10 protein-coding genes are annotated in these 17,134 nt (G+C 50.1%); all 10 read right to left on the reverse strand.

Translation table 11 applies throughout. The annotated features are described in order from the left end of the window. Positions 1-26 precede the first annotated feature (26 nt). Positions 27-653 (reverse strand): SGNH/GDSL hydrolase family protein, encoded by a 627-nt coding sequence (locus AC0YNZ_RS23570; protein ID WP_475828932.1) that lies wholly within the window; start codon positions 651-653, stop codon positions 27-29. A gap of 260 nt (positions 654-913) precedes the next feature. Then, complete coding sequence (locus AC0YNZ_RS23575) at positions 914-1,111, reverse strand: hypothetical protein (RefSeq protein WP_475828933.1); 198 nt, start codon at positions 1,109-1,111, stop codon at positions 914-916. A gap of 26 nt (positions 1,112-1,137) precedes the next feature. Continuing rightward, positions 1,138-2,700, reverse strand: a complete 1,563-nt coding sequence (locus AC0YNZ_RS23580; RefSeq protein WP_475828934.1) for a glycoside hydrolase family 28 protein — start codon at positions 2,698-2,700, stop codon at positions 1,138-1,140. A gap of 17 nt (positions 2,701-2,717) precedes the next feature. Beyond that, a complete protein-coding gene (locus tag AC0YNZ_RS23585; protein ID WP_475828935.1) occupies positions 2,718-5,516 on the reverse strand; it encodes a glycoside hydrolase family 2 TIM barrel-domain containing protein in 2,799 nt (932 codons plus the stop codon). Further along, a complete protein-coding gene (locus tag AC0YNZ_RS23590; protein ID WP_475828936.1) occupies positions 5,513-6,556 on the reverse strand; it encodes a glycoside hydrolase family 88/105 protein in 1,044 nt (347 codons plus the stop codon). The genes AC0YNZ_RS23585 and AC0YNZ_RS23590 overlap by 4 nt, the downstream gene beginning before the upstream one ends. A 103-nt stretch (positions 6,557-6,659) precedes the next feature. Next, the gene (locus tag AC0YNZ_RS23595) at positions 6,660-9,137 is read right to left on the reverse strand and encodes a glycosylhydrolase-like jelly roll fold domain-containing protein (RefSeq protein WP_475828937.1); all 2,478 of its coding nucleotides are present in this window, start codon (positions 9,135-9,137) and stop codon (positions 6,660-6,662) included. Between the two features lie 51 nt (positions 9,138-9,188). After that, a complete protein-coding gene (locus AC0YNZ_RS23600; protein WP_475828938.1) occupies positions 9,189-10,295 on the reverse strand; it encodes a rhamnogalacturonan acetylesterase in 1,107 nt (368 codons plus the stop codon). A 178-nt stretch (positions 10,296-10,473) separates the two neighbouring features. After that, positions 10,474-12,924 (reverse strand): glycoside hydrolase family 2 TIM barrel-domain containing protein, encoded by a 2,451-nt coding sequence (locus AC0YNZ_RS23605; protein ID WP_475828939.1) that lies wholly within the window; start codon positions 12,922-12,924, stop codon positions 10,474-10,476. Positions 12,925-13,109: 185 nt separating this feature from the next. After that, positions 13,110-15,410: a helix-turn-helix domain-containing protein gene (locus tag AC0YNZ_RS23610; protein WP_475828940.1), complete on the reverse strand. Its 2,301-nt coding sequence runs from the start codon at positions 15,408-15,410 to the stop codon at positions 13,110-13,112. Between the two features lie 136 nt (positions 15,411-15,546). After that, complete coding sequence (locus AC0YNZ_RS23615; RefSeq protein ID WP_475828941.1) at positions 15,547-17,097, reverse strand: type 2 periplasmic-binding domain-containing protein; 1,551 nt, start codon at positions 17,095-17,097, stop codon at positions 15,547-15,549. Positions 17,098-17,134: the final 37 nt, after the last annotated feature.

Raw genomic sequence — 17,134 nt, forward strand, 5'->3', positions numbered from 1 at the left:
AGGGCTTCGGCCATTCATTTTCTTCGCTAGGTCAACTCAAGATTGCCTGCAACGCTTGCCAAGTATCCGGCAATATAAGCAGCTTGCAACTGCCGTACTTCTTCCGTGAAATGCACATGATCACAATAGGCGTCGGTTCCGAAAATCCTGGAAAACGTATATAGATCGACCGTCGGTACCCCTTGGGCCTGCATGATCTCGTCCGCCGCGGCGTTATATGCAAGCACATCTTCATGAAACCGTTGGAACGATGACTGTCGCGTATTATGGATGGCCTCTACCACATCCGTCGTACGGATCCAGACGAAGTGTTCCGCCAATTGTCGGCCGACGCGAATGATCCGTTCAAGATTATCCCTGTAAGTATTCAGCGGGATTTGTTTCTCGCCGGTAAGCGAAACCATCTTGATATCGTGCAGTCCGCAATTGACCAGCAGCACGTCATAACGCATCGATTTCTCCCGCTCGCGCTCCAAATAGTCCAATACCATGTGGGAATCACCACCGTTAGCGCCCACGGGGTTGTCCAGTTCGGATAGCGCTTCTTCTTCTCCCCGCTTTCGGTCGTACAGGAAGCGATGCTCGACCATCTTCTTCAAGTACGGCCCATATTGAATGGAGATACTGTCTCCGACGATAAATAAGCGTTTCATGTTTACTCGCCTCACTCCAAATACGATTTCAAGCCTTTATTGCCGTTTCTCTTCATCCGATACACGCCTCTTACTCCTCATATCCGCACGCCCAGCAACCGAATCGGTCCGGGTAACCTGGACGGCAACGATTGACCATCATATTGATTCGTCCAAGCAGCTCGCGAGAAACTCGTTTAATAAGCCTCGGGCCCACGGCTTTAATCCCTTAGTATGTCCGCGGCCGAGCAAATCCGGTTCGTCCGTGAACATCAAAATAATCATGCCGAAATAACGGCTAGCTTCCGATCATACAGTTCATACGTCAATATAATAAATGTCTGCACTGCATCCGCGTCCGTCATACGCGACATGCCAGACTCATAACCTGCGAGAATGACGGCAGCCTCCCTCTCGGGATCAACTTGCGGCTGACGGGCAATCGTTATGCTATGCCATTGTCGAAATGATCGAAACACGTCTCCGCTCATAGGACTTACTTTTCTCATCCTTCTATCTTATCGCTTTCAAGAATACTCACGTTATGAAGCTTATAATCCTCATCCTCGCGTGAGAGAACGGAAACATTATTCATCATTAAGCCCATGATATTGAAAGCTTTAAGTCCGAATTTCCCCAATGCCTGTACATTTACCAAATCGATGTTCTGCAGCGGGCTTTCCGGTAAACCCGCCATAAATACGGCATTACCGGCCCGGGTATCCAACAAGATATTTTTGAAATGAATATTTTTTATGGTAGAGGTTCCTTCATCGACGGCATCTTTCTTGTCGACATCAAACTCGTCTTGGCTGTAATATTGATCGATGTTGATTGCTCCTCTGAACCATCTGCAGTCCTCGTGTTCAAGACTATAATTACTTAACGTGCAATTTTCGTAGGTAATATTTTCTATGACAGCTCCTCTGCCTCTAGGTGCTTTTATGGTAGCGATACTGTACACGTCTTCAAATGTGCAGTCGTTAACCCGCACATTTCTAACGCCCCCGGCCATTTCGCTTCCGATGGCAACACCAAAACCGCTTTTAAACGTACAATTTGTAATTCGAATATTTCGAGAAGGTATCCCGACCATTCTTCCTTCTTCATTAAAGCCTGATTTGATTGCGATACAATCGTCTTGACTAGCGATCATGCATCGGAAAATATAGACGTCGCTTGACGAATCGGGGTTTAACCCATCTCCATTAAAAATATCTTCATATCTCCTACCATGCTCATCGTGTTTGGTATAAATCTTTACATTGTTTACACTAATATGATTGCTGTAAATAAGATGAACGCACCATGCGGGGGACTGCCTGACGGTAATGTCTTTTAAATAAATGTAATCCACGTTTCGAAGACAAATGGCCCTTCCCCGGAATCCCTTCTTCTCTGTCATCTCGTTTTTAAACAGCAACTTGCCGTTTGCGTCTATTTTCCCTTCCCCTTCAATCGTAATATGTTCAAGCCTTCCCTCCTGGGAATCTTTCGTATTGATGAGACTGGCATAACAGATTTGTTCTCTGCCTTCCCATCTGTACCTCATCAACGGATAATCGGACAGATTGTCGCTTCCAAGCAATACTCCGCCTTTTTCGATATAAAGGGTCATGTTGCTTTTCAAAAATATTGCGCCAGTAACAAAAGTACCCTCGGGAACATAAACTTTCCCTCCGACCGAGCATGCATCGATAGCCGCCTGGATCGCTTCCGTATTGTTGGTCTTGTTGTCTGCGACTGCCCCAAAATCCATAATATCGAAAATCTCGGATTTCGGTTTTGTCGATACGGCTATCGTATTGCTAGGCTGTGAGATCACCCCGCTTTTTGCAACCGAGCATATATAAACTTCGTACGTTTTCGAAGGCTCTAGATTCGTTATTGTGTAATCTGTACTTGCACTGATTCCATGAATGTTCTCATCTACATACACGCGGTAGCAAGCGACTTCCGACGATTGTATAGGTTTATCCCATAATAGCGCGATACTTGAATCCGACTGAGAAGCCGGGGGTGATAGTAGTTGAAGTGGAATAAGGTCTGTGCTGGTTGTTGTCTCCATAAATCATACTCCTCCTTTTACCCGTACGTATCCGCATTCGGATTCCCGGTTACTTCCGACGTATCCTTCTTCGTAAACAATTGTTCCGCGAAGTCCTCCGTCCATTTGGCTTCGGGATCGAACCGATCCGACGAACAATATTTCAGCAATGATGACAAAAGCTGCTTTGCCTCGGCCCGGTCCTGCTGGCTCCAAAGATCAATGGAACAGATCAGGAGCTTTCCGCCTCCTACCTTTGCTTCGAAGAGCATGCCGAGCTTATGCTGGCGTGCCACGTTGTCGATCACTTGAACGATCGGGCGGTAATCTGGCCCCGCATCGTCCAGCACCATCGCCCGGGAATATCTCATTAGATGCCACCACTGCCACTCCGCATGCGAGGCCGTCGGAAATTCCGATAGCGCCGGATGGGAAGGATCGCATAGAATGCCAAGCGTTCCGGGCGGATCATATTTCTTAAACATTGGGTAACACCAGAAATCGGGGATGAACGTACCGTCTGGACCGTGGCCGAACGAACCGTGCGCCGGCGGAATCAAGAGTACGTTCTTGCCTTCCTGCAATGCTCGCCGCGTCCAGGAATCAAAAGCGTCCGAGACCAAGACGTCAGAGGGAATTGGAACCTCCCCTCGTTCCGGGTAAACCCACATCGGGTAATCGTTACGGTAACCTTCAATGACTACTTCGAGTGACCATTTCTCCGCTCTTGCCATCCGCGGAATCCGGAATTCGATCGTCCCGACCGGCCATACTTCCCCTTGCGGAATCGCAACGTTCGGGAAACTTCCTTCCGCGACGCGTGCGCCGGAACCGTCCGTGATCGACCAAGTTACCGTCGCATCCGGGAACGGTGCCGCACCGTAATGGGCCACTTCCACTTGGGCCTCAATCGTGTTTCCTTCCGTCCATACATATTGCTTCATTCGCGCCAGCGGGACGACCTCGCTGCAGAACCGCTTCCATTCCTCCGGCTCGACGATTCCTTTGGAATCCATAAAGCTGTCCAATATCCCGACGAATGCACCGCCTTGCCCGGGGAAATCCTGCATATCGAGCAGTTGAAATCCCCCCATACCTGGCGTTCGTAATGCGGCCTCGATCTCCTCACGATAACACAAGCTCGCAAGCTTTCCGGATGCGGATTGGAAGTCTACCGCTTGATTCAGCAGTCCCGACGTCTCCGCTTGCTTGCGGAAGTGAATAAGATAACCCGGTTCCAGTACGCCCTTATACTTATCGATCTCTCGAAAATCCGGATGAATCTGAAATTGCCCGACTTCGTGCCCGATTACCGGAATCGAAACCTCCCGAATCTCTTCCCGGTAATCTTTCCGGCTAGAAGGCGGGCTATTGTTGATAAAGCCTCGCGTCGGATGAGGCGTCGCACCTCGGACATGCTTCCCTCCATAACCTGCTTTCTTCGTATTCCACGTCCCTTCGGTCCAGAATGTCGTCCAATAGCCGGAGTTTCGCGGCATCTCGGCTTTACTGAAAAAATTGTTGGAGCCAATCGCATATAATTTGGTCGAGTCCGAACGGCGCACCTCCTCGACAAGCAATTCCATCCTTTCGATTGAACCCGACAGCTCGTTTCCCCAGGCGAACATGACGAAGGACGGGTGGTTCCCGTACGCCTCTAAGATCCGGAACGCTTCTCTCGAATAGTAGAGCCATTCTTCGTCGTTCTCGAATGCCGTGCCAGGATCCCAGAACGGCAGCTCGGGCTGCAAATAGATACCCAGCCGGTCGGCCGCCGTGAACGCTGCTTCGGGCGGGCACCACGAGTGGAATCGGTAATGGTTGATCCCGTACGCCTTCGCCGTCCGGAATAATTTCAGCCAATCGTCTACCGCCATCGGCGCGTATCCCGTCAACGGAAACACGCAACCGTCGTGCTTTCCGCGCAAGAACGTTTTCCTTCCGTTCACTTCGAATTGGGTTCCTGCACTGCAAAACGTCCGTATGCCGAGCGACGTGCTATATTCATCGGCTACGAACCTGTTCCCACAATTCCCCTCAAGCGAGAATTGAACCGTGTATACCGCCGGATCGAACTCATCCCATAATTGCAGCGCCTCACCAGTATTGATCGAAAACGCGACTTCCTCCTTCACGCTATCCGATTTCATTGAGAAAAGGATATCTTCCCCTTCATATCGTACATGGCCTTCCATATCCCGAATGATGAGCGAGATGTGCCCATTCGCTGCGGTACCGGCTGAATTGCACAGAACCGCTATCCCTTGGACCTCTCCCTTGCTTTGCGGGTACAGGCGAACTCGCTCGAAACGGACGAGATCTGTTGCGAACAGTTCGATTCCGCCGACGATGCCGTTCCAGTTAGTCTGGGTATGTTCCGTTGCCATGTGCGAGTTGAGAATACTCTTCCACGACATGATGCCGGATTGGTTGTCTACCGTTACGGCAATAGTGTGCGTCCCCGGCTCGAGATAACGGCTAACATCATACAATTGCGGCGTCGACAAGGAGTTTGAAGTTCCAATCTTAATGCCGTCGATTCGCAGCTCTGTCTCACGAGTTCTTTCCATTCTGAAAAAAATCGACTTGCCCCGCCACTCCTCCGGTATGATTACCGTTCGATCGTAGCGTGCCGGACCTTCGTATGCGTGCTTCCGGGTCAAGTGATCCGTCGCGTCTTCTGGCCTCGGGCCTAAGCCGTACTCGTCCAGCGTGCCAGGGAGCCGGATTTCCGCGGATATCAAGCCGCCTGGCTCGTTCCAGTCTTCCAACGTGACGTTCCACATGCCGTCGAGCAGCATCGTTTCTCTTTTGCGCTTTATCATGTCCTTTGTCATTCTTGCGTCACCGAACAGGCCTGATTTTCAAGTGCGGCGGCCAATAGTGCTAACGCAAGTCCCTGCCCCCAACCTTGGGCCCATTTCTTGTCCACCTGGAGATAACCGTCTCGATCGTTCATCACGGCTGTTCCTCCGGAAACGTTCAGGACTCGTCCGTTGTCGGCGATATTGTCCAGCGTACCATCTAATGCCATTTGCACGTATTTCGCGTGCAGAGGATTTCCTTGCATGACCATCGCAGCCGCAATTCCCGCCGTGGCCGATACCTCGCCGTACGATTCAGGATAGTCGAGGACAGTCCCCCACAAGCCTTCCTTGCGTTGCAACCCTTTTATAGCGGCGAGTTGATCACGCAGAGAGCTTCCAATGTGCATGAAAGGAGGATACAGATACGCTTCCGGCAGCACCTTCCCTACCCGGGACATGGTGTACGCCGCCCAAGCGTTGGCGCGACCCCAATAGATGCCGGACATATGGTCCTTCTTGATATGGTTATATCCGTGGTACCAAAGTCCACTCTTCTCGTCTTGCAAATAATTGATATGCCAGAAAAATTGATGCAGCGCATCCTCGATAAGCCGTTTCTCCCCTATCATGACGCCTACGCGCAGCATAAAGTACGCGGCCATAAACAACGTGTCAGCCCAGCATTGCTCAGGAAAATCGTTTTTTACCGACACCGTGTGCTGCAGCACCCGATCTCCAAAACGCAATGCATTGTGTTCCAGATAGTCCACTTTGCTTAAGATGAGATCGAGGTACTTTTGTTCCTTTGATTGTTCATATAGGGTGATAAGCATGTGCCCCATCGCGCACGTGTTGACCGTCCAGACCGGTAGCCCCGCTTCCAGGTATTCGTCGCACCATGCCGCCATCCGGTCCAGATAAACTTGTTCTCCGGTTGCTTCGAACGCGCGGCTGACGCCGTAATACGCGACGCCGCCCGGCCAGTCCCAAGTCAAATCCATCTCTAAAGTGTAGTTCACAACGTGTCCGACAATTCGTTTCAAATCGGACGGGTTCGATTGTAGTTTCAAAACGCTTTCCTCCAATTCCTAAGCTTCGACAAGTTGCTAGGCTTTCGACTCTTTGTTTTCTCCTCTAGACCATATCAAGATTGCCGTCCACGCTTTCCATTTCCTATTTACGCACGCCAAACAAGCGGATTGGTCCAATTAACCCCGACGGGAATGACTTTCCATCATATTGATTCGCCAAACTGTTCGTCACCGACACACGCAAGACATTAGTGCCATGCTGCAACTCACGTCCAATATCTATCGTATAAGGCCGCCACATGCGGACTCCGGTGTAATGACCGTTTACCCAAAGGCGCGCCTGTTCATGCGCGATGCCGAGATCAAGTTCGAGGAGAGTCCACTGCGAGGGGGCGGCCAACTCAAATTTTTTCTCGTACACAACCGTACCCGAGAAATGCGCCATCCCGTCCCATTCGGTCCAAGAAGTCAGTTCCGGAAGTTCAATTCCCCCCTTCCGGTGGCCATCAACAACGCGCCAGTCTGCCGACAAATCCGCAATAAGCACCTTTTCGCCGGGATGCGAATTGGAAACTTCTACACCGCTGCGAGGATCTACGGTGATGATCAGACATTCTCTGCGGTCGACGGTTACTTCGACGCGCTGCCCCTTGGACGTTCGTTCTACACTTGCCACCTCACATGTTCCTAACCAAGGGCGCCAATATTCCGTAAGACCCGTTTGCTTGATCCAGAGCGTTCCTTCGTATCGCTCCTCTCCCTCGTTTACGATGACATAGAAATAAACGCCGTCCTTCTCCACCCGGCTGATGCGAATAGACGCCGATTGCGGTTCAAGCTTGAGGCTTGTGCCGAGCTTACTCATCAGTTCTTCCGGGATGTTCTCTTCACGATCGATCCGAATTTGGCCAATATCGTTAGATACCGCTTCCTCCCCGTATAACTCGATGACGAGTCCTCCCTGCTTGCTGAACGTTTCTAGCACGACCCAGCTATCCGGCTTTAAGCGCTGGCCATCCTCAATGACAACCACTTTGTAGCGATAACCTTCGATCTCCAGCGTTCCTTCCTGGCATCGACACGAACCAGACAGAAGCGTTTCTTCCAGATAATTAAATTCGATTTGCCCCTCATACATTGGCTTTGTGACTCTCCAGGGGAGATAGGCGGGGCCCGCCAATACGGCCGTTTCCGCACCGTTCTTGGCCTCGGACATGAGCCAGCTCATTCGTTTGATATACCTGGAGAATAACGCGTACTCCGGCCACCAAATATTATGAGGTCCCACATCCGGTGGTCGTTCGTCCCGACGCTCTCCACGAATTGAATAATAGAATGCATGAGGACAGATCAAATTGACGCCACGAACGAACAGCCAGTCCAAATACCATTTCATATTATCCGCCGTCAATGACCAGCCGCCTTCAATTCCGCAGACGCCGAAAACCTCGTTCAGGTTTCGCCGTCTGCCCCGATGGCGTGCTGCGTCTGACGAGCACTTGCCCATCGTACTATGCGCGCTTGTCAGTAACTTGCCTTCCTCCGGCGCGATGTACCGCCAGACGACATCCTGCCCAGGAATATGGAAATGCTCCAGTAATCCGATATCATCGCTGCCCGCGGGATGACCGGTCAGTCCAACCCCGTGCGCTTCGCACCAGTCGGCGAGCAATTTGTAATACGTCCGCGAAAGCCGATTGCGTACCGCTGTTTCATAGGTGTCGCGAATACATGAAGTTTCTTCGCCCGCATCGTACCATAACGCTGGCAAATCCGTCTCCCGACAACCGCTCGCTAGAAACTCGCCGAGAAAACCTCGGGTCCACGCCTTTAGTCCCTTGGTATGTCCGCGGCCGAGCAAATCCGGCTCGTCCGTGAACATTGCAAATATCGTGGTGCCGAAATAACGACTAAGCTTCCGGTAATACCGTTCGTGAGTCAAGGTAATAAAGGTTTGCACCGCATCGTGGTTAAGCAAGTCCGCGGCCAAGGGGGCGTCGGGCTCGCCGTCGTCCTGTCCTGGGTGAACCCCGCGAGTCGTCCCTCTTGAAGCAACATCAATGAAGAGCAGTATCGACCAACTTCCGGGATCCGCTGGGGTAAACCGAACAGCCTCTTGCTCGATCTCAAGTAAGACCGTACTTTCCGGCGCGATTTCCCGTTCGGACAACATACGAACGGCTTGCGCAGAGACAACCGTCTCTCCCGAAGACAGCTTTAACGGAATCCGATCGACGCCGGCACCCTCCGGACACGGATAAGCTCGGAGCTGCAAGCCGCGACTGGCGTAGTCGGGATTTTGCTTGACGACCATGCCGCATGCGGAGCCGGAAGGATACATCCCTTCGTCATATAGAATGACTTTCATACCGAGCCGGTCGGCTTCTGCTACGGCCGTCTCGACGAGTTCCAGATAAGACTCCGATAAATAAGGCATCGATTGAGGCAGACCCATCCGCGGATGAATGACAAATCCATCCACTTCCTTCGCATGGAAGTCGTGGATTTGGCGGACGATCTCCTCTCCGGTTAACGCATCGTTCCAAAACCAGAACGGTATCGGACTGAATTCAGCAGAGGGGCTAGTAAATTGATTTCTTAGCGTCTCCAGTTTTTGCACGGTATCAACCTTTCTTTTAGCTTGATTTCATCTATTCGCGCCTATCGTCACTTACATGTCGCGCAACAAACCTACCAGCGGTTCTACGTTGGATTCCTGGATGCATTCGACTACTAACCTGGCAACTTCTTTACCGCCCTGCTCTGAAAAGTGAGTATTGTCGGCCGAGCCCTCCTGCATCGTCGGAATGACCCCTGGTTCCGCCCACATGAAGATCGACTTCGTTCTCTCTTCCCCCAGTTTTTCGAAGAGCTGTTTGCTCTTCCCTGCCAAATCGAGGAACGGAATGCGTTCTTCAACGGCTAGCCGTCCCATCGCCTCGATATAGTCACCGTGTGTGTTTCGTATCTGTCCCCGCTCGTCGAAAAACCTTCTGTGCATGGGCGCGACCAGTATCGGGAAAGCTCCCCTGCTTCTCGCGCCATTAATATATTGTCGTAAGCACTGTTGATAAGACGTGAATGGATCAGTTCCGCGTTCGTCTTCTTTTTCGTCGTTGTGGGCGAATTGAACGAGCAGAACATCCGAGGGACGCATCCTGTTCAATATTTTCAGTAAACGTCCTTCTTCCATGAAGCTCTTAGAGCTCGCGCCCGAGCATGAATGGTTGGACACGGCAATTTCGGCGGTCAACCACTTACCGATCCCTTGTCCCCAGCCGGTAAATGGATATTTGCCTGACGACTGGTCTGCAACAGTAGAATCTCCAGCAAGGAATAACGTGCGTATGGCGGGATCTCGCTCGATTTCCACAGACCGAACACACGACGCATCGTTGGCGAAAGCGAGTTTTAGTTGTCCGTCATCGACATGAACGGCGAAAGCCTGCCGCACGAACTGGCCAGGCGACGTTTGAATGCGGTCCAGCACCAGACTACCGAGATTGGTCTTTACTGTCGTAATGGAAGGCTTTTCCTCGTCGCCAAACGTAACCATTACACGATAGTTGCCGTAAGGAACGTCAACAAGAAATGTCCGAACGGATGGGAGAAAATAGTCACCTGGCCAGGATGCGCGCAAATCTTCATGCTTTGACGGCCCCGAAGATACGCCAAATCCATATCCCAATGCCATATCGTAAGACGTATTCGAATTGACGCTAATACTATCCGATCCGTTTTCTCCCGGAACAAAAACGAATTTGAAACGAATGTTCATCTCTTTCGTCCTTTCATCTTCTTGCAAGAAGGAATGCACTTAAAAAGGTGTCAGAATGATCGCTTTTCGGCAATAAAACTTATTTTCCGCACCGGGCCTCTCCTTGCATTTTCTTTCCGAATAATATGTTCTGCGTAATAAATAACAGATTACCCTCAGGACAACCCGTTGAACTGCTCTACGTTACGGGGATACTAATGGTAATTTCACCCAAGTTCTCGACGCTAACTATCAAACGCGACACGCCGGGCTCATAACCTGCGCGAACGACGGCAAGTAGCCTCCCTTTGTAAGAAGTAAACTCGCCCTTCGTATAGTTTTCTTCGGTTTGTGGTTTACCGGTTCCGAATGCCGCCAGCGTTGCCGCTCCTTCAACGGCGGCCGTCGCCTTCAGTTCGGCAGTCGGAACGACATTGCCGGCCCGGTCGATCATTTCGACAACGGCAAAGCATAACGATTGACCGTCCGCCGCAAGATTCTCTTGCTCCGGTCGAATGCGTACTGCGACAGGCTTTCCAGCGGACGCTATCCGGTCGGACGATACTTCTTGTCCCGCCGTGTAACTGACGGCCTCCAACGTACCGGGTTCATACGTGAGCTCGAACGTCGCCGAATACTGGTTCGGCTTGCCAGCCGGTTTTCTTCCGAGGCTCTTGCCATTCAGGATCAGTTCGACTTCCTCTGCGGCCGAATAAACGTCGACTTGTACGGGCTCCCCTTCAAACCCGGCCCAGCTCCAACCGTTTTCGCAATCGGGCCAACCCCATTTTCCGAGTATTTCTTTCTTGCCATAGTGCTCAGGGTGGCGGGAGGCAATAAACGTCTCGCTTGACCCCCACAGGATTTTCCGGTAGGCAAGCTGCGGCCTGGGGAACCCGCAAAGATCGAAGTCTGCGCTATTGGAAAGACGCCACGGATATCGGACATTTTTCAAATTGAGCTTGTCGATCATATCTTCGGAGCCCACATATTCCGCTCGGCCAATACCGGCTTCTCCGAGGTATTCGTAACTCGCCCAAGTAAAATCGCCGATAACATGCGGATTTCGTTCGACGGCCTCCCAGTACTCCATCATGTCCAACGCTTTGCTTTCCGCGCCGCAGATGACCCTATTCGGATAAAGCTTTCCGTCTTCTTCGTAGCGATGGGCCAGATAGTTGTACCCGACGACATCAAGCGGTGCGCAATACGCCTCGGTTAAATCTCCCCAAATCGCTTTTCCGTGTTTCGACTCGAAGTTCTGAATGCTGCCGCTTCTTTTGTACTCCTGCATCATTTCATCCTGACAAGCCGCCATGTTCTCGTCGTCAAGCCCGTTAAAGAAGCCGCAAAGCGCATTCGTGACCGGACGGGTCGGATCGAGCTCCCGAACCCATGCAGCCAGCTTGGCTGCCCAAGTATAGCCATCCGAAAGCCCTCCTCGTTCCGTAATTTCGTTGCCCGTCGACCACATGATGACACAAGGATGATTGCGATCGCGAAGGATAAACGCTTCCATATCCGCCTTCCAATTCTGTTCGAAGTACTGACTGTAATCATGGAGGCTTTTCCCCATCGTCCAGACGTCGAACGCTTCGTCAATAACCAGAAGCCCCAAGCGGTCGCACGCTTCTAGCATGTCCCTCGACGGTGGATAATGGGAGGAACGGATCGCATTGTATCCGTGATCTTTATGGATTTTCATTTTTCGGTACTCGCTGTCCCTAAACGATGCAGCGCCTAAAATACCGTTGTCGTGATGCACGCAGCCGCCTTTTAGCTTTACGGTTCTCCCGTTTAACCTTAAGCCGTTCCTCGCATCGACGGAAATCGTTCGAATCCCGAATAGGGTGCTGTCGCTGTCCAGAACCCCCTCATTGTCAGACAACCTGGCATGAATTCGATACAGATAAGGCGATTCGATATCCCAAAGCTCGGCTTGTTCGACGGCAATCATAACCCTGCCCTTCGATTTCTCCCCCGGACGTGAATGAATTCTGATCCGTCCCGCACCGGTTAGCGACCCGTCGGATTCCTTCTCGATTACAACGTCCACCCATAAGCTAGCTATATCTCCCGTATAATTTTCGATCGTCGTTTCGGCCATGACGAAAGCGGTCCCGTTCACCATGTGGGAAGTATAAGCAAAAATACCCCAAGGGGAGATATGAAGCTTCGGCGCGGTTAGCAGGTCCACATGCCGGTATAAGCCAGAGCCGGTATACCAACGTTCATTCGGCTGCGCCGTATTGTTTACCGTGACGGTAAGACGGTTCGATTTGCCCGGTTTGAGATAAGGAGTCAGGTCGGCATGGAACGGCGTGTAGCCGTAATGATGCTTAGTCACTTGATGGCCGTTCAAGGCGACAACCGCATTCATGTAGGCCCCGTCGAACTCGATCAAGACCCGTTTTCCCGCATCCTCTTCGGGAATGTTCAAAATCTTCGTATAGGTACCGATTCCTCCACCGTAAAATCCGGATCTTGTTCCGGCGGGCGCATCGAGGGTAGTGTCCGATTCGATCATAAAATCGTGCGGCAAGTTTACGATTTTCCCAGGCTTTTCCTCCTGCAATGCCGCGTAAATGCTCCCGCCTGAAGCTTGGCCAAGCGAAAATGCCCAAGCCCTGTCCATGTTCTCTCTGATCATAATCCCACTTACTCCTTCCTTAGTCTCTCTGTTTGTTACGCTAAACCCTTGATGGATTACCGACAATAGTACTTTTTTAAACGGCAAACAAGTGGGTAGTATTTTTTTGATCAATTGATACTTTCTTTATAATCCCGGATTCACGCAAAAAAAAAGACGAGGTTTCCCCCGTCATTGAATTCGCGTTATGATTTTCGATTCATTTCCCGATACTCGCTAGGCGTGATGCCCTCTTCCTTCTTGAAAATCCTATTGAAATAGCTGTGTTGGTTATACCCGACGCTTTCCGCGACATCTTTAATCCGGGTATCGGTCTCGATGAGCAGCTCCCTGGCCTTCGACAACCGAATGTGCGTCAAGTAATCGATGAAATTCCAACCTGAGATATCCTTAAATATTTTACTTAAAAACGACGGGTTCAAATTGACTTCCCCGGCGCAAGCCTCCAGTGAAATGTCCTCCATATATTGCTGTTCCAACATTTGCATAACCTTTTGTACGCTCAATCGCAAACGCTGATCCTGTTTTTGGGATAGCTCCGTAATAATGGGAACGATCACTTTGGTCTCGAACCAGTAGCTGATTTCCTCCGGATCCTTCATCTTATGCAATCTTTCATATAGACCAGCGCCTTCTTTCGCGAAATCTTCAATCATCCCGGACTGAAGCACGATATGGAAGATGCTGCCCAGCAGCTTAAAGGCGCTTTGCCTCATCGCCGCTTCGCTGACGTTTTGTTCTGAAGATGCGGCAAAGAAGGCGTGAACGAATTGAATTGCTTCCTGTTCATTCCTCATGCGAATGGCATGGATGATTTCTTTCTCGAGATCGAACGGGTATTCGAATTGATCCTGGCTGTTGAGAAAGATATCCTTCTTCTTCATATCGATGATTTGGTTTTCTTCTTGCAGGTTCCGGAAGCTTAATGCGACTTTCGTTTCCTCGAAAATGCCCGGAATTGCCTTTAGCGATTCGGCGATTCGGCTCACACCGATCGATACGCTCATTTTGCATATATTTCCGATATACGCCGTTAACTCCTCGCAAAACCCATGTACTCTCGCGTCGATGTCATGAACCATCATATCGCCCGGGAAGGAAATCAAGATCCCCAGCGATAGATCGTGGAAGTTGAGAATATCGGCTTCCATCTCGGTGGACCGGAGCAAATCTTCCGCGATATTGACCGCCAGGAAGGTCACTAATCCTTCGTCGCCTTCCGAGAACCTGTCCATCACTCTCTTGAAGCCCGACAATTGCGCGAATGCGATCACATATTTTTTGTTTGCGGGATGAAATCCGAACTGATGCAGTCGAACCTGTAAATCCTCTTCGCGGTATGCGTAAAGATATCCCTGTACTAACTGGAGAATAAAACCTTCACGCAAATGCGGCAATTGCTGTGCCAAACGGTTTTGCAGATCCTCACTTTCCGTTGACAAGTGGTTCAAATGGGTTTCGATCATCATAAATTCGTTCACAAGTCCTCGATCTTTCCCGTTGATCTTGCGTGTAAGCTTTTCGATAGGTGCATACAGCTTTTTGGACGCGAACAAAGAAAGAAGTACCGCTAACGTGAACACAATTACATTCAAATAAATAAATAACTTAGAAATGAAAACAACCGGAGCCGTAATATTAGTTAGCGGAGCAAGTGAGACGTAGTACCACTCCTCACCTAATCTTGTAAAGCGGTCGTATGTCACCGTATATTTGATATTGTCAAAATGAAACACGAATGACTTTACATTCGTGCGTTTCGCTATTTCTTCCATCACGGCACGCTGGAGAGGATCAGGTTCGACTTGCTCATGGTTCCCGAACAGCCACTGTTTATCACCCCGTAATATAAAGGCGGATCCGTCTTCATAAGGGGATTTCAGGATTTGGTCTAGCTTCTCCTTTTCAAGGAAGACGATTAAGGAGCCGAACGGAGTCACTTTGTAATTGTCTAAATTGTGGACCATGACCAAGGGGACGAAACGGTCTTGTATACTCGCTTCGATACTCACGAGATCGTGATCCCAGAACATCTTTTGATTCATGTTCAACAGCCGTTGATAGTATTTAGACTGATCGTCATCTAGAAGCCTGTAACCGTTCTCGGAATACACAGCAGGTACGGGACGGTCCAAGAACAATTCTACTCGGCCAATGAACGGGTTGTAGCCCCTCATCATGCTAAGTCGATTATAGATGTCCCTGATTTTCTGGTAGTCCCGGGTACGATCGAGATTGCTATAGTCTTCCTTATTCGCGTTAAAGGCCCAGTTCGCCGTCAGTAGTTCCATACTGGAGAACTGATCCTGGATCGAATCAATCGTTTGGGTTAGATGATTCTGATGAACCGTTTGCAGCTCCCTTTCCATCTGGCCTTTGCTAACGAAATAAAGCAAAAAACTAAAAACAATACCTGGAAAGCTGGCAATCAGCAAAAAGAGAACCAAGTTTTTCCGATATTTCCCGCTAATGTTTAAGAACCGCAATCGGAACCACTCCACACAGAATAATGCGTTACTGTAGTAATACTATACCGAGCAGACCGCCAAGCGCAAGTGAAGGCCAAACACCCTCCTTCACGAAGCGATCCGCTTAAGAGGGTGTTTGGCTGCCTGTGTGCTACTATCTGGATTGATAAGATTCGTTCATTTCTTTCGTGAACTGCTTCATATCCGGGTCGTTCTTCAGTTTCTCAATGGCTTTGTCCCATGCCGTAATCGGCTCATGACCAATGATAATCTTCATTTTCAGATCGGTCAGATCCTTCGACAGCTCCGGATAATACGTTTTACCCATTTCGGATGCTAGACCCACGATTGGAGCAACGCTCGTTTTCGCCCTCTCATCTTGTATTGCGGCATAGAGCTGTTTGGCGTCCTCCGGATAGCCCGACTTATAGGCCAAAGCATACGGGTCTGCTACATTGACGATTTGAGTATATTCAATAAGCGCGTCCTGCGTAACCTTCTCCGTATCGATGACGACTTTTCCGTCCGCTCCGGTGGTATGATGAACACCTTCAAGTCCTTCCATATGGAGCTTGAACAGATCTTCCTCCATCCATCGATCCAGCATGGACAGAATTTTTTTCAATTTTTCTTCCGGGACAGATTTAGGTATCGCAAGTCCTCCGTTAAAGCCGACGCCTTTCGGGTTGTAACCGTTGATATTCGTTGCCGGTATCATGTCTGTCAACTTAAACTCCGGATTATTTTGCACAAGGACGTCATAGTAAGTTTGAAAAGCCGATGGCGCATCGATTTTCGCTCCAATTTTGCCGGCTGCAAATGTATCGTTACTTTGACTTGGCGTCATGGACGGGAAGTCTTGCAAGATCAAACCTTCGCTGTAGGCTTTCGCCAAAAACTCTAGCGCATCCCGGACGCCTGGTTCGAACGCGGAATAAGTCAGCTGGCCGTTCTCTTCTTTCCAATCTCCATTTATGCCTGTAAAGATCGATTCGAATCTTTTGAAGTCGCCTGCGTCCGTTTCGCCGACGAAAACACCGACGAATCCAACGGTATCATTCGCGCCGTTCTGATCCGGATCATCTTGGGTGAATGCTCTCATGACCTCGTAAAGCTCCTCATCCGTCGTCGGCACCTTTAAACCGAGATTATCCAACCAATCCTTCCGGAAGACGAAGAAATAGTCGCCTTCGGAAGGACGAGGCCGCGGAATAAAATACGTTTTCCCGCCGATCTTATTCGAATTCCATGCGATTTCCGCAATTTTCTCTTGGAAGTTCGGATAGTCGTCAAGGTAGGGAGTCAGGTCCCAAAATGCGCCGTTTTGCGCCGCTTGTACGAAAACATTATTCGTCAAGGGGACCCCATTGGGAATGAGGACCAGGTCCGCAAGTTCTCCCGAGGCCATCGCGACATTAAGCTTGTCCAAATAATTAGTTGCAGCGTTCCATTGAATCTTGAGCTTGGTGTTCGTCGCTTTTTCGATCACTTGTTCGACCTGGTTGTCGTCTTTCGGCGGCGTTGCGCCGAAGAAATGAGACATGATCGATACTTCTGTAGGCTCCTCTTTAGCCCCAGAGGCATCATTGCTATTTCCCTGTTCTGAGTTACTGCCTTCGTTCGATCCGGTATTTCCCCCACCGTTGCTGCAGGCAGCCGCTAGCATAGCGAGAATAAGTATCATCATCAAGACTGACTTTTTCATTTTTGTCGTCCCCCTAATCATGAAATGTTAGCGTTTG

This window comes from Paenibacillus sp. J2L1-98, from assembly GCF_056269405.1.

Bases quoted from the DNA above. Each gene is read 5' to 3' on its own strand.
- AC0YNZ_RS23570 (WP_475828932.1), bottom strand. From the start codon at position 653: ATGAAACGCTTATTTATCGTCGGAGACAGTATCTCCATTCAATATGGG.
- AC0YNZ_RS23580 (WP_475828934.1), bottom strand. From the start codon at position 2,700: ATGGAGACAACAACCAGCACAGACCTTATTCCACTTCAACTACTATCA.
- AC0YNZ_RS23585 (WP_475828935.1), bottom strand. From the start codon at position 5,516: ATGACAAAGGACATGATAAAGCGCAAAAGAGAAACGATGCTGCTCGAC.
- AC0YNZ_RS23600 (WP_475828938.1), bottom strand. From the start codon at position 10,295: ATGAACATTCGTTTCAAATTCGTTTTTGTTCCGGGAGAAAACGGATCG.
- AC0YNZ_RS23605 (WP_475828939.1), bottom strand. From the start codon at position 12,924: ATGATCAGAGAGAACATGGACAGGGCTTGGGCATTTTCGCTTGGCCAA.
- AC0YNZ_RS23615 (WP_475828941.1), bottom strand. From the start codon at position 17,097: ATGAAAAAGTCAGTCTTGATGATGATACTTATTCTCGCTATGCTAGCG.